The sequence below is a fragment of the Streptomyces sp. NPDC058092 genome (assembly GCF_042884935.1).
Classification (GTDB): Bacteria; Actinomycetota; Actinomycetes; order Streptomycetales; family Streptomycetaceae; genus Streptomyces.
Genome location: NZ_JBHVSY010000026.1, coordinates 18,402 through 31,269 on the forward strand (window position 1 = coordinate 18,402; position 12,868 = coordinate 31,269).

General features: G+C 72.3%; 12 protein-coding genes. 7 read left to right on the forward strand and 5 right to left on the reverse strand.

The window, feature by feature from the left end:
- The first annotated feature begins 198 nt into the window (after positions 1–198).
- The 6 genes from ACFVV1_RS32405 to ACFVV1_RS32430 all read left to right on the forward strand — a co-directional run bounded on the left by ACFVV1_RS32405 (position 199) and on the right by ACFVV1_RS32430 (position 6,796).
- Positions 199–1,047: a tryptophan 2,3-dioxygenase family protein gene (locus tag ACFVV1_RS32405; RefSeq protein WP_389996672.1), complete on the forward strand. Its 849-nt coding sequence runs from the start codon at positions 199–201 to the stop codon at positions 1,045–1,047.
- Positions 1,040–2,230, forward strand: coding sequence for a kynureninase (gene kynU / locus ACFVV1_RS32410; protein WP_389996675.1), 1,191 nt, complete (start codon positions 1,040–1,042; stop codon positions 2,228–2,230). Before ACFVV1_RS32405 ends, kynU begins: the two co-directional genes overlap by 8 nt.
- A 157-nt stretch (positions 2,231–2,387) precedes the next feature.
- Positions 2,388–3,263, forward strand: coding sequence for an alpha/beta hydrolase family protein (locus ACFVV1_RS32415; RefSeq protein WP_389996678.1), 876 nt, complete (start codon positions 2,388–2,390; stop codon positions 3,261–3,263).
- Between the two features lie 105 nt (positions 3,264–3,368).
- A complete protein-coding gene (locus ACFVV1_RS32420) occupies positions 3,369–4,766 on the forward strand; it encodes a sensor histidine kinase (RefSeq protein WP_389996681.1) in 1,398 nt (465 codons plus the stop codon).
- Entirely contained in the window at positions 4,763–5,452 is a 690-nt protein-coding gene (locus tag ACFVV1_RS32425) for a response regulator (RefSeq protein ID WP_389996684.1), read from the forward strand. Before ACFVV1_RS32420 ends, ACFVV1_RS32425 begins: the two co-directional genes overlap by 4 nt.
- A 96-nt stretch (positions 5,453–5,548) precedes the next feature.
- Positions 5,549–6,796: a cytochrome P450 gene (locus ACFVV1_RS32430; protein WP_389996687.1), complete on the forward strand. Its 1,248-nt coding sequence runs from the start codon at positions 5,549–5,551 to the stop codon at positions 6,794–6,796.
- 43 nt (positions 6,797–6,839) lie between these two features.
- Here ACFVV1_RS32430 and ACFVV1_RS32435 read toward each other — a convergent pair whose 3' ends face one another.
- From ACFVV1_RS32435 to ACFVV1_RS32445, 3 genes are all read right to left on the reverse strand, one after another.
- The gene (locus ACFVV1_RS32435) at positions 6,840–7,175 is read right to left on the reverse strand and encodes a hypothetical protein (protein ID WP_389996690.1); all 336 of its coding nucleotides are present in this window, start codon (positions 7,173–7,175) and stop codon (positions 6,840–6,842) included.
- 86 nt (positions 7,176–7,261) lie between these two features.
- Positions 7,262–8,902: an ABC transporter permease gene (locus tag ACFVV1_RS32440; protein ID WP_389996693.1), complete on the reverse strand. Its 1,641-nt coding sequence runs from the start codon at positions 8,900–8,902 to the stop codon at positions 7,262–7,264.
- A complete protein-coding gene (locus ACFVV1_RS32445; RefSeq protein ID WP_389996696.1) occupies positions 8,899–9,822 on the reverse strand; it encodes an ATP-binding cassette domain-containing protein in 924 nt (307 codons plus the stop codon). The genes ACFVV1_RS32440 and ACFVV1_RS32445 overlap by 4 nt, the downstream gene beginning before the upstream one ends.
- A 100-nt stretch (positions 9,823–9,922) precedes the next feature.
- Between ACFVV1_RS32445 and ACFVV1_RS32450 the strand changes: the two genes are divergently transcribed.
- On the forward strand, positions 9,923–10,447 hold the full coding sequence (locus ACFVV1_RS32450; protein ID WP_389996699.1) for a GbsR/MarR family transcriptional regulator: 525 nt from the start codon (positions 9,923–9,925) through the stop codon (positions 10,445–10,447).
- Positions 10,448–10,690: 243 nt separating this feature from the next.
- On the opposite strand, the gene ACFVV1_RS32455 is transcribed toward ACFVV1_RS32450, so the two are convergent.
- Together ACFVV1_RS32455 and ACFVV1_RS32460 are read right to left on the reverse strand one after the other, a co-directional pair.
- On the reverse strand, positions 10,691–11,899 hold the full coding sequence (locus ACFVV1_RS32455; RefSeq protein ID WP_389996701.1) for a hypothetical protein: 1,209 nt from the start codon (positions 11,897–11,899) through the stop codon (positions 10,691–10,693).
- Positions 11,900–11,951: 52 nt separating this feature from the next.
- Positions 11,952–12,809, reverse strand: a complete 858-nt coding sequence (locus ACFVV1_RS32460; protein ID WP_389996704.1) for a diacylglycerol kinase family protein — start codon at positions 12,807–12,809, stop codon at positions 11,952–11,954.
- Positions 12,810–12,868 lie beyond the last annotated feature (59 nt).

The following is a 12,868-nucleotide window of genomic DNA, read 5'->3' on the forward strand; positions in this document are numbered from 1 at the left end:
AACGTTCAACGCTGGACGTTCACGGCTGGTCGTATCCGGCCGGTCGCACACATACCGGACCCCGCAGACAGAGCCCTACGTCTGCGGGGTCTGCGCACTCCCGCGGGCCCCGTCTAGGATGCCGACAGGGGACCGGAGCTCCATCACCTCACGGAAGGGGCGGACCGCTACCCGGAAGCTCGTGTCGAGGAGACAGCAATGTCGACGATCCACCCCGACCCCGAAGCCACCGGTGCGCAGACCCCGCACCTCGACTTCGCGGGAACGACTCCGTACGAGGACTACGTCCAGGCGGATGTCCTGACCCATCTCCAGCACCTTCGCTCCGACGACCCGGGCGAAATGGTCTTCCTGGTCACCACCCAGGTCATGGAGCTGTGGTTCACCGTCATAGTCCACGAGTGGGAGACCGCCGCGCACGCCCTGCGCGAGGACCGGCTGACCGTCGCGCGCGACGCGCTCAAGCGGTCGGTGCGGGAACTGGAGGCGCTCAACGCCTCCTGGACGCCGCTCGCCCAGCTCACCCCCGCCCAGTTCAACTCCTACCGCGCCGCCCTCGGGGAGGGCTCCGGCTTCCAGTCGGCGATGTACCGGCGGATGGAGTTCCTGCTCGGCGACAAGTCCGCGTCCATGCTCGTGCCGCACCGGGGCGCGCCCCGCGTCCACGCCGAGCTGGAGAAGGCGCTCGCCGAGCCGAGCCTGTACGACGAGGCGCTCGCCCTGCTCGCCCGGCGCGGGCACGCCGTACCGCAGGCCGTGCTCGGCCGGGACCTGACGCAGAAGTACGAGCCGTCCCCCGAGGTCGAGGCCGTCTGGACGGAGATCTACGCCAACCCCGACCAGCACGACGAACTGGTCCGGCTCGGTGAGGCGCTGACCGATGTCGGCGAACTGGTGTGGCGCTGGCGCAACGACCATCTCGTCGCCACCCGGCGCGCGATGGGCTCGAAGACCGGGACCGGCGGTTCCGCCGGGGTCGCGTGGCTGGAGAAGCGGGCCACGAAGAACGTCTTCCCCGAGCTGTGGACGGCGCGCAGCCATGTCTGAGACCTTCGCCGCGCGGGCCGCGGCACTCGACGCCGCCGACCGGCTCGCCGATCTGCGCAAGCTGTTCACCCTGGACGACACCGTCTACCTCGACGGCAACTCGCTGGGTGCACTGCCCGCTCACGTACCCGCCCGGGTGCAGGAGGTCCTCACCCGCGAGTGGGGCGAGCTGCGCATCCGGTCCTGGGACGAGAGCGGCTGGTGGACCGCGCCGGAGCGGATCGGCGACCGGATAGCTCCGCTCGTCGGGGCTGCCGCCGGGCAGATCGTCGTCGGCGACTCCACCAGCGTGAACGTCTTCAAGGCCGTCGTCGCCGCGAGCCGGCTGGCACCCGAGGGACGCGACGAGATCCTCGTCGACGCGACGACGTTCCCCACGGACGGGTACATCGCCGCGTCCGCGGCCCGGATGACCGGCCACCGGCTCGTCCCGGTCGCCCCTGCCGACGTACCGGACGCGCTCGGTCCGCGTACCGCCGCAGTCCTGCTCAACCATGTCGACTACCGCACCGGCAGGCTCCACGACCTGCCCGGACTCACCGCCGCCGTGCACGCGGCGGGCGGCCTCGCCGTCTGGGACCTGTGCCACAGCGCGGGCGCCCTGCCCGTCGGGCTCGATGGGCACGGCGTGGACCTCGCGGTCGGCTGCACCTACAAGTACCTGAACGGCGGCCCCGGATCGCCCGCCTACCTGTACGTCGCCGAGCGCCACCAGGCGGCCTTCGACTCGCCCCTGCCGGGGTGGACGTCGCACGCCGACCCGTTCGGCATGGCACCCGGGTACGCCCCGGCGGACGGTGCCGTACGGGGCCGGGTCGGCACCCCCGACATCCTGTCCATGCTGGCGCTCGAAGCGTCGCTCGACGTGTGGAACGGGGTGTCGGTCGAGGCGGTACGGGCCAAGTCCCTGGCGCTGACGGACTTCTTCCTGGAGTGCGTCGCCGCGTACGTGCCCGAGGGCCGGGTCACCTCCCTCACCCCGGCCGCGCACGCGGAACGCGGCAGCCAGGTCGCGCTGCGGTGCGAGGACGCGGAGCCGGTGATGAGCGCGCTCATCGCACGGGGTGTCGTCGGGGATCTGCGGCGGCCGGACGTGCTGCGGTTCGGGTTCACCCCGCTGTACGTGGGTTTCGCGGACGTGGAGCGAGCGGCGCGGGTGCTGGGCGAGGTGCTGGAGGGCTAGGAGCCGGGATCCGGGCACCCCTGCCATGATCCTTCGGCGGGGACGGGAACCTTCCGTACTGGTACCGTCCCCGCAGATCAGGCCAGTTGGGCTGGTGGACTGTTGAGCTGTTGGATTGTTGGGCTGTCGGGCCCGGATACAGGACGGTTGGAGCACCATGTCGGATTCTGCCGCGCGTGATCGTGACGCAGCCGAGACCGAGTCGGCCCTCTCGCATCCACCGGTCACCCCCGATGCGTCCGCCGCCTACGGCAACCACCCCGACCAGCTGATCGACTTCTACGCCCCGCGGGACGGCCGGGCCGGTGCGCCGGTCGTGGTCGTCGTGCACGGCGGGGCATGGCGGGCGCCGTACGACCGGCAGCATGTGTCGCCGTTCGCGGACTTCCTGGCCCGGCGCGGCTTCGCCGTGGCCAGTGTCGAGTACCGGCGGGGCAGCGAGATCCCGCAGCAGCGGGGTTCCGGTCCGGTCGCGGGCCGTTGGCCGGAGACCTTCGACGATGTCGCCGCGGCGATGGACGCGCTGCCGGCGCTGCTGGCCCGGGAGCTCCCGGAGGCCGATGCCCGGCGGATCGTCGTCACCGGGCACTCCGCCGGCGGGCAGCTCGCCCTGTGGGCCGCCGCCCGGCACGTACTGCCCGAAGGCTCGCCGTGGCGGCTGCCCGTACCGCCGCCGCTGCGGGGCGTCGTCGCCCTCGCGCCGATCGCCGACTTCACCACGGCCGTCGAGCTGAACGTGTGCTCGGGGGCGGTCGGCCAGTTCCTCGGCCGCGAGGAGGACTTCGAGGAGCGGGCCGCGCACGCCGACCCGGCCGTGCTGCTGCCCACCGGAATCGCGACCACCGTGGTGCAGGGCACCACAGACGTCGATATGCCGCAGGCCGTCGCGGAGGCGTTCGTCGACGCGGCGGCGAAGGCGGGCGAGACGGTGGGCCTGACCCTGCTGCCCGACGTCGGCCACTACCCGCTGATCGATCCGGCGAGCGACGCGTGCGCGGTGGTGGCGGAGGAGCTCGCCCAGCTTGCCTGGTGAGCGGGGGTCCGACGGCGGTGCGGGCCCCGTAGTACTTGCGACGGACGGCGCAGGATCCGTATCACTGCTGACGACCCGCGCCGTTTCGGCCCCTACCTTGGAAACGTGACCGAGACCAAGAGCAGAAGCCCCGAGTACCGAGCGGCCGCCGGGGCGTTGGGCAGCCTGCGGCAGGACCTGTTCCGTAATGCCTTCGCCTACCGGCCGCTGGAGCGGATGCGGACCGACGGGTCGCTGGTGCGACGGCTGCCGGAGCGGATGCGTGAGCGTGTCGCCTGGACACCCCAGGCGCTGGTCGGGGCGGCCGCGCTGTTCGTGGCCCTCATGGGCCTCGTCTCGGCGGACTCCGTCAGGCTGCATTTCATGCTCGACGTCATCGTGCTCGCGCTGTTTCCGGCGATCACCGTGCTGATGACGCTGGTCAGGCCGGTCGGCGCGTTCTGGATATCGATGGCGCTCACCCCGTTGACGGCGTTCGCCAATGGTGGCCCCTGGCCCTGGACGCCGAGCACCTTCCTCTCACACCTGACCGTGCTGGTCGTGGTCGCCGCCCGGACCCGCCCCCGTGCCGCCGCCTGGATGTGGGGCTTCACGGTGCTGCTCGGCGCCGCGCTGGAGAACTTCGGCGGCTGGCACCCCACGTCTACCGTCAACGCCTTCGCCGTGGTCTCCGCTTTCGCGCTGCTGGTGGTGGCCGTGGTGCAGATCCGTCGCGACGCGGAGCGCGAGGTGACCGTGCAGCGCACCGTGACCGCCGTCGAACGCGACCGGCGCACGCTCCTGGAGGAGCGCACCACCATCGCCCGGGAGCTGCACGACGTGGTCGCCCATCACATGTCGGTCGTCGCGATCCAGGCCGAGGCCGCCCCGTACCGGGTGGAGAATCCGCCGCCCGAGCTGGAGCAGGCCTTCGTCACGATCCGGGAGAACGCGGTCGCCGCCCTCACCGAACTGCGCCGGGTCCTGGGCGTCGTACGGGCCGAGGACTACCAGGCGCCGGACGCCCCGCAGCCCACCCTCGCCCAGCTCGACGGGCTCCTCGCCAATGTGCGCGAGGCGGGCCTGGAGACGGAGAAGACGATCACCGGCGCGGTACGTGAACTGCCGCAGGGCGTCGAACTGTCGGCGTACCGGATCATTCAGGAAGCCCTCAGCAACACGCTGCGCCACGCACCGGGCGCCACCGCCAAGGTCGAGATCGGCTATGTGCTGGGCGGACTCGGGCTGCGGGTCGTCAACGGGCCGCCGACCGGTCCGGTGAAGCCCTCACCGGGGGCCGGCCACGGGATCACGGGGATGCGGGAGCGGGTCGCGATGCTGGACGGCGACATGACGGCCGAGCCGACGGCGGAGGGCGGTTACGAGATCACCGTGTTCATCCCCGTTCAGCCCGCCCGCGACACGGACGAGACACACGAGTCGGACGAGTCGGACGAGTCGCACGAGTCGCACGAGACACACAAGACGCACGAGATGCACAAGGCGCAGGTGGAGCAGGCATGACCACCTCCTCCTTCACCTCCGCCGCTCCGTCCATCCGGGTGCTGATCGTCGACGACCAGATGATGGTCCGCGAGGGATTCTCGGTGCTGCTCAACGCCATGCCGGGGATCGAGGTCGTCGGCGAGGCCGTCGACGGCCGGCAGGCCATCGCGCAGGTCGCGGCGCTGCGTCCCGACGTGGTGCTGATGGACATCCGGATGCCGGAACTCAACGGCATCGAGGCCACCCGCGAGATCGTCGCCGCCGACGCGGACGCCAAGGTGCTGGTGCTGACCACCTTCGACCTGGACGAGTACGTGTACCAGGCGCTGCGGGCCGGGGCGTCCGGCTTCCTGCTCAAGGACGCCTCCGCCCGGCAACTCGCCGAGGGGGTACGGGTGGTGGCCGCCGGTGAGGCGCTGCTCGCCCCGGCCGTCACCAAGCGGCTGATCAACGAGTTCTCCAAGCTCGCCGAGGCTCCGCGACCGCCCGCCTTCGCCCGGGTCGGCGACCTCACGGAGCGCGAGACGGAGGTGCTCGTGCTCATCGCCCAGGGCCGGTCCAACGCGGAGATCGCCTCGCATCTCGTGGTCGCCGAGTCCACCATCAAGACGCATGTGAGCCGCATCCTGGTGAAGCTGGGGCTGCGCGACCGCACCCAGGCGGCCGTCTTCGCGTACGAGGCCCGGCTGGTCACACCATCCTGAGCGGAGCCGAGCCGAGCCGAGCCGGGGCGGGGCGGTCGGCGGTCGGGCGTCCGGGGAGGGTGGTCGGCGGCCGTCCCGTCCGGTTAGCGTCCGTACATGTACCCGTCTTCCCGTTCCGCGGCCGATGGCTCCTTCGAACCCTTCCGATCCTTCGATCCCTGGTCGCCGGCGTTCGTCGCGGACCCGTACCCCGCCTACGCCGGGCTGCGTGCCACCGGCCGGGTGCATTACTTCGAGCCCACCGACCAGTGGCTCGTACCGCACCACTTCGACGTGTCCGCCCTGCTGCGCGACCGCCGCCTGGGCCGTACGTACCTGCACCGCTTCACCCACGAGGAGTTCGGCCGTACGCCGCCGCCCGCCGAGCACGAGCCCTTCCACACCCTCAACGGGCAGGGGCTCCTCGACCTGGAGGCCCCCGACCACACCCGGATCCGGCGCCTGGTCTCCAAGGCGTTCACCCCGCGTACGGTCGAGCAGCTCCTCCCGACCGTACGACGGCTCGCCGCCGGGCTGGTCGACTCGTTAGTCGAGGCGGGCGGCGGCGATCTGCTCACGTCGGTCGCGGAGCCGCTGCCCGTCGCCGTCATCGCCGAGATGCTCGGCATCCCGGAGTCCGACCGCGCCCCGCTGCGGCCCTGGTCGGCGGCGATCTGCGGCATGTACGAACTCAACCCGTCCGACGACACCGCCCGCGCCGCCGTCCGCGCCTCGCTCGACTTCTCCGCGTATCTGCGCGAGCTGATCAAGGAGCGGCGCAAGAACCCCGGTACGGATCTGATCTCCGCACTCATCGCCGCCCACGACGAGGGGGAGCGGCTGAGCGAACAGGAGATGGTCTCCACCTGCGTGCTGCTGCTCAACGCGGGCCACGAGGCGACCGTCAACACCACGGTGAACGGCTGGTGGGCCCTGCTGCGCCACCCCGGGCAACTGGCCGCCCTGCGCGCCGACCACGGGCTGCTGCCGACGGCGATCGAGGAGCTGATGCGGTACGACACCCCGCTCCAGCTCTTCGAGCGCTGGGTCCTCGACGACATCGAGATCGACGGCACGGTCATTCCGCGCGGCTCCGAGGTCGCCCTCCTCTTCGGCTCCGCCAACCGCGACCCGGCCCGCTTCCCGGCCCCCGACGCCCTCGACCTGGCCCGCCGGGAGAACCCGCACATCACCTTCGGCGCGGGCATCCACTTCTGCCTGGGCGCCCCGCTGGCCCGGGTCGAACTTTCCGCCTCCTTCGGTGAGTTGCTGCGCCGCGCCCCGAATCTGTGCCTGACTGCCGAGCCCGAGTGGAACCCGGGCTATGTGATCAGGGGCCTGAAGGAACTGCGTGTCGAGCTGTGACGGAGTGAGCCGGGGGAAAGGGGGGAGGGGCGGGGTCCGGGACTCAGCACGCCGGCATGGGACCGCAGTTCAGCGGCGGGCCCGCCAGTACGTCGAACGCGACCCCGAAGCCGACGAGGGCCGTGAGGAGCACCCCCGCCCCGAGCGCCCGCCGCCACTTTCCCTGGACGAGGGCGAAGAGGGCGATTCCGGCAGCGATGCCGCCGAGAGTCATGACCGGCAGCCCGAGCCAGAGCACATCCCACTCCGACTCGCCCTCGAAGCCGCCGAAGATGCCGCGCCGGCCGTAGGGGGCCCAGGTCAGCATCCCCGCGGCCCCACCGGCGGCGGCGACCACGCATCCGCAGACTCCCCGGATGGCTTCGCGTCGGTTCTCCATGATCTGGGGGACGCGGGCGCACCACGGGAGGGTTGCACTTCCGAGGGAGCCCCGCCCTCATCCCGGGGCCATCCTCGCCGCCCCCGTCACGTGAGGACATCGCGTCTCCGCAGCGCCGTCACCCCTGCCCCCACCAGCACCACCGCAGCCGCGGTGAGTGCCAGCACCGGCCCCCACTCCATCCCTGTGCCCCCCGGCAGCTTCGGCAGATGCGTGAACGGGGATACGTCCATCACCGGCTGCGGCAGATCGATGGCGGGCCCGATCCACCCCAGCGCCAGGCATATCCCGGCCACGCCCCAGGACGCCATCGCCGCCTTCGGAAGCGCCCCGTACAGCAGGACCGTCATCCCGCCCAGCAGCCAGACCGCGGGCAGCTGCACCAACGACGCGCCCAGCACGGCCGGGAGTTCATGTCCGTAACCGGCGGCCAGGCCGAGGCCGCCCACCGCCATGATCAGGGCTGCGCCGCCGAACGCGACGACCAGATGACCGGCCGCCCACCCGATCCGGCCGACCCCGCCCGCCAGCACCGGTTCGGCGCGCCCGGTGGTCTCCTCACCGTGCAGCCGCAGCACCGACGCGACGATGTACAGCGCCGCGACCATCCCGAGCATGGAGACCATCGCCGCGAGGAACGCGTCGGTCAGACCGGCCTGTCCGCCCATGCGCTCGAAGATTTCCTTCGTCTTCGCGTTGCCGCCGACGAGGTCCGCCGCCCCGCCGGTCAGCCCGCCGAAGACGACACCGACCGCGGCGAAGGACAGCGTCCAGCCGATCAGCGCACCGCGCTGGAGCCGCAGCGCCAGACCGAACGCCGTGGAGATCCGCCCCTGCGCCGGCCCGGGCCGGGTCGCCAGGAAGCTCATGCCGACATCGCGTCGCCCCGTCAGGGAGTAGGCGAGGGCGGCCTGGACGGCGACGGCGGCGGCGATGACGAGCAGCACCCACCAGCGTTCGTCCGCGTACGCGCGCACGTTCTCCGCCCAGCCTATGGGGGAGAGCCAGGTCAGCACGGACGAGGCATCGTCCGTCGCCGAGTCGCCCGCCGCCTTCAGGACGAACGCGGCACCGAGCACCGCCGCCGTGAGCCCTTTCGCGAGCCGTGCGCTCTCGGTGAACTGCGCGGTGATCGCGGCGGTGCAGGCGAACAGCACACCGATCCCGGCGACCGCCAGGGCGAGCGCCACCGCGCCGGCGCCGCCCGCGCCGGACCCCGCCATACCGGCCGCGATCGCCAACGCCAGCGCCGCGTTGGCGATCAGCGCGGCGAGGAGCGCGGAGGTCAGTGGGGCGCGGCGCCCCACCACGGCGGAGGAGAGCATTTCCTGACGGCCGGTCTCCTCTTCCTCCCGGGTGTGCCGGATGACGATGACGAGGCTCATCACGGCCGCCATCGCGCCGCCGAAGCCGACCATTCGCCAGCTGACGAGTCCGCCGACGGAGTCGTCGAAGACCGGCCCGTACAGCGCGCGGAGCGAGCTGTTGGCGTTCATCGACGCGGCGAGTTCGGCGCGTTGGGCGGCGGTGTCGTACAGCGAGGCGAAGGACCTGCCGACGGAGGAGAAGGAGCCGCCGAGCACGATCACCCAGATCGGCATCATGATCCGGTCGCGCCGCAACGCGAGCCTCAGCAGGGTCCAGGTGCCGGCGAGCCGGCCCGCCCCGGCTCCTGCCCCGGTCCGGCGTCCCGCACCGGCCGGTGCGGTCGTGGTCACGGCAGTCATCGCGCCGCCACCCCCGCACCTTCGCCGCTGTCGCTCGCGCCGGCCGCGTAGTGACGCAGAAAGAGCTCCTCCAGGGTGGGCGGGGTGCTGGTCAGCGTCCGTACACCCGATGCGGAGAGTGACTTGAGGACGGCGTCCAGCTTGTCCGTGTCGACCTGGAGCGTGACCCGTAGGCCCTGGATGTCGAGGTCATGGACGCCGGGCAGCCGCGCGAGCCCGTTGGGCGCACCGGCCAGCTCGGCGTTGATGTTCGTACGGGTCAGGTGGCGCATGTCCGCCAGCGAACCGGTCTCCACCGTCCGCCCCTGGCGGATGATGCTGACCCGGTCGCAGAGCGATTCGACCTCGCTGAGGATGTGGCTGGACAGCAGGATCGTCCGCCCGCGCGCCCGCTCCTCGGCGACGCAGCCCTGGAAGACCTCCTCCATCAGCGGATCGAGCCCGCTCGTCGGCTCGTCGAGGATCAGCAGATCCACATCGGAGGCGAACGCGGCGACGAGGGCGACCTTCTGCCGGTTGCCCTTGGAGTACGTACGCCCCTTCTTCGTCGGGTCGAGCTCGAACCGCGCGACGAGGTCGGCGCGCCGGGCCGGGTCGAGGCCGCCGCGCAGCCGCCCGTACAGGTCGATCACCTCGCCGCCGGAGAGGTTGCGCCACAGCGTGACGTCCCCCGGGACGTACGCCACGCGTCTGTGGAGCTCCACCGCGTCGATCCAGGGGTCGCGGCCGAGTAGTTGGGCGGCGCCGGAGTCGGCCCGCAGCAGACCCAGCAGCACCCGGATGGTGGTGGACTTCCCGGACCCGTTGGGCCCGAGGAAGCCATGGACCTCGCCGGTCTCGACCGTGAGGTCGAGGCCGTCCAGTGCGTGTGTCCGGCCGAAGGATTTGTGCAGCCCGGCCACCGTGATTGCCTTCGTCATGGTTCTGAAGATACGCTACTTTCACAAACGTGTGAAGTTAAGGAAGCGTATAAAGTTGGGGACACGGCCGGGGCCGGGAATCAGGGGAGACGATCGGGCGATGACCAGCGAAACCGAACAGAACACGCGTGATGAGCGCGACGCGGAGGCCGTGTCGCGGTTCGTGGAGCGGTTCGCGTCCGAGATGACCGAGGCGGGGATGCAGCGGATGGCGTCCCGTGTCTTCGCCGCGCTCCTCGCGGACGACGACGGGTCGATGACTTCGGCCGAGCTCGCCATGGCCCTGCAGATCAGCCCGGCGGCCGTGTCCGGCGCGGTCAATTACCTCACGCAGGTCAGCATGGTCGGCCGTGAGCGCGACCCCGGCTCGCGCCGGGACCGCTACCGCCTGCACGACGAGGTCTGGTACACCACCTTCACCCAGCGCGACCGGGTGATCACCCGCTGGGAGAACACGCTCAAGGAAGGCGCTCGCGCCCTGGGCGAGCACACCCCGGCCGGCGCCCGGCTCGCCGAGACGGCGGCGTTCTTCGAGTTCGCGCAGGCGGAGCTGGGCGGGATGATGGACCGCTGGCGCGAGCACCGCAAGACGCTCGGCCTCCCGACGGCAGGCGAGCGTAAGTAGGGGCCTGGTCGTGCACGCCCGAGGAGGCGTGGGCGGATGTCCCTCGCGCGGGGCGGATGTCCGGCACGCGGGGCGGATGTCCGGCACGCGGGGCCGGACGCCTGTCGCGCGGGGCGGATGTCTGTCCGCCGGGCCGATGCCCTTACGCCGGGCCGGGGGCCATGTCCGGGAGTACGTCGAGGGTGCGGGGGTCGGACGGGTCGACGTCCGCGTACACGTCCTGTGGCCAGTACGGGCGTCCCTCTATCCAGGCCACGACCAACGGCAGCCCGTCGGGCCGGCCGCGCAGTTCCGCCGTGCCGGTCGGCGCGGGCAGCCCGGCCCCCGTACGACCAGGCGGGCCACCCCGCCGACGGCCCCGAACGCGATCAGCGCCAGCCCGCTGAACCCGACGACGTCCGTCACCATGAAGGCCGGGGTGCCGCGCAGCTCCGAGTCGTACAGATCGCCCTTGAACGGCGGGTACGACACGACGAAGCCGCTCTCGTAGCCCTCGACCGAGGCCTGGTACCGGGCGCAGTGGAACAGCCCCGTGCGTTCGTGGCCGTCGAACGGATCGGTCCACCGCACGGCACAGCGGCCGTCACCGCGTTCACCGATCACCGTCAGGTCGACGTACGGGTCGTCGTCGGACGCCGCCGACCACCAGGTGGCGAGCGCCATGAGGAGGCAGCCGAGGACGAACACCCAGCGGAAGATCCCCCGCCACCAGGGTCGCCGCCTCCGCGCCTCCACCACCGGCGCCGGGACCGCCGCCTCCGCCGCCCTGACCACGCCCGTAACCCCCGTAACCCCCGCATGGCCCGTAGCGCCCGTAGCGATCTGCGGCTGGCTCGGGGCCGGGCGCGTGCGGAGGCCGCTGACCTGCGGGCGGGCCGCGATCGAACGGGCCCGGCGGCCCCGCACCGGCTTCGCCCAGATCAGTTCCGTACCGCCGGGCGGCGCCAGCACACCTCCCTTGCGGGGATCACCGCACCACCACAGCACCCCACCGGGGCCGTTCAGCAGGGGGAAGCGCCACTGCGGCGTCGACGGGGCCAGCGGGAGCAGCTCCCCCGTTCCGGGCCCGCTCAGCACCACGGCAGCCCCGCTGCTGCCGCGCTGCAGGGCGACCGAGGAGTGGGCCACCCACGGCCCGGCGCCGAGCACCTGCCGCATCCGGCGGGCCCGGTGCCTCACCACGGCCCCGCCCATCAGCAGCGCACCGCCGAGACCGCCGAGCGTCGGAGACACGGACCACCCGTCGAGGAACACAGCGAGGAACACCGCCGAGCACACCCCCGTTGCGCCGCCACCGAACCAGTGCCAGGCCGAGGTCCAGTACCGCTCCAGCGCGTCCGTCGTCCCCGGCAGGTCCAGCGCGACCGGGCGCGCCCGCACCACCCCCGGCACGGGTGTCACCGCCCCCGCGCCCGTCCCCGGTCTGTCCGCATCGCTCGAATCGTCCGACATCCGCAGCCCCGCCCTTCCGCCCGGCACCGCCCGGCCTGCTCCGCGCCGGAGGTTACCCCTCGGCCACCGGCAGCATCAGCCCCCAGGCGCCCGCCCGCACCGTCCACGTCCGTGTCCGGACCGGGCCGCCGACCTGTATGTCCGCGCGGTAGCGGAAGTCCGGGCCCGAGACCGTGACGGCCTTCGCCTCCGCCGTGACCGGGTCGGCCGACGGAGGGCGGATCACCACCTCCGCGAGGCCGCCGTCGCCGCCCTGCGAGGTGACCGTCACCGACTCGACCGGGCGGTCCAGATCGTTCAGCAGGACGCCGTCCGCCTCGACCCGCAGCCGGTGCGTGCGCGGCGGTGCGGGGGACGGGGGCGGGGCGGGGCGCACCAGGGTGCGGACCAGGGAGCGACAGGTGTCCCAGACCGCTGTGACCCCGGTACGGTCGGCCACCGCGCCGGGCAGCGCGCTCAGGGCCGGGATGCGCACCGTGCCCAGGACGACGCCGTCGCTGTCGTCCACCAGCAGGTCGAGCTTGCGTACGGCACCGTCCAGCGCGGTGCGCGCCGCCGCCACCGCGCCCCGGGGCACGCCGAGTGAATGGGCGAGTTCCAGCGCGGCCGTCGCGCCGACCGGGATCAGCGCGAGCGCGTTCCCGGCCGGCTCCCGCTCCCGGTGCAGCAGGGCCACCGCCCGCCGCAGCGTCCGGTCGTCGCCGACCACCACCGGCCGCCGACTCCCCCGGCGGGACAAGGCCCGCGCGAACTCCTCGGGCCCGTCGGGCAGGCAGATCTTGGCGTGCGAACCGGCACTGAGTACGTCCTTCGCGATGCGGACGGACTCGCCGTCGGTCCGGCGGGCTACCGGGTCGATGACCACCAGCAGCTGGTGCGCACCGTCGCCGGGGGGCTGGGCAGCCGACACCTCGGTCCTTCCTCGGGTAGCATCTTGGTGCAAGAGCCCCTTGCGCTATTGCGCCAGGG

What these genes read in the sequence shown, in the direction of transcription:
- ACFVV1_RS32440 (WP_389996693.1), bottom strand. Translation starts at nt 8,902, where the DNA reads ATGACTGCCGTGACCACGACCGCACCGGCCGGTGCGGGACGCCGGACC.
- ACFVV1_RS32405 (WP_389996672.1), top strand. Translation starts at nt 199, where the DNA reads ATGTCGACGATCCACCCCGACCCCGAAGCCACCGGTGCGCAGACCCCG.
- ACFVV1_RS32445 (WP_389996696.1), bottom strand. Translation starts at nt 9,822, where the DNA reads ATGACGAAGGCAATCACGGTGGCCGGGCTGCACAAATCCTTCGGCCGG.
- ACFVV1_RS32435 (WP_389996690.1), bottom strand. Translation starts at nt 7,175, where the DNA reads ATGGAGAACCGACGCGAAGCCATCCGGGGAGTCTGCGGATGCGTGGTC.
- ACFVV1_RS32425 (WP_389996684.1), top strand. Translation starts at nt 4,763, where the DNA reads ATGACCACCTCCTCCTTCACCTCCGCCGCTCCGTCCATCCGGGTGCTG.
- ACFVV1_RS32430 (WP_389996687.1), top strand. Translation starts at nt 5,549, where the DNA reads ATGTACCCGTCTTCCCGTTCCGCGGCCGATGGCTCCTTCGAACCCTTC.
- kynU (WP_389996675.1), top strand. Translation starts at nt 1,040, where the DNA reads ATGTCTGAGACCTTCGCCGCGCGGGCCGCGGCACTCGACGCCGCCGAC.
- ACFVV1_RS32415 (WP_389996678.1), top strand. Translation starts at nt 2,388, where the DNA reads ATGTCGGATTCTGCCGCGCGTGATCGTGACGCAGCCGAGACCGAGTCG.
- ACFVV1_RS32455 (WP_389996701.1), bottom strand. Translation starts at nt 11,899, where the DNA reads ATGTCGGACGATTCGAGCGATGCGGACAGACCGGGGACGGGCGCGGGG.
- ACFVV1_RS32450 (WP_389996699.1), top strand. Translation starts at nt 9,923, where the DNA reads ATGACCAGCGAAACCGAACAGAACACGCGTGATGAGCGCGACGCGGAG.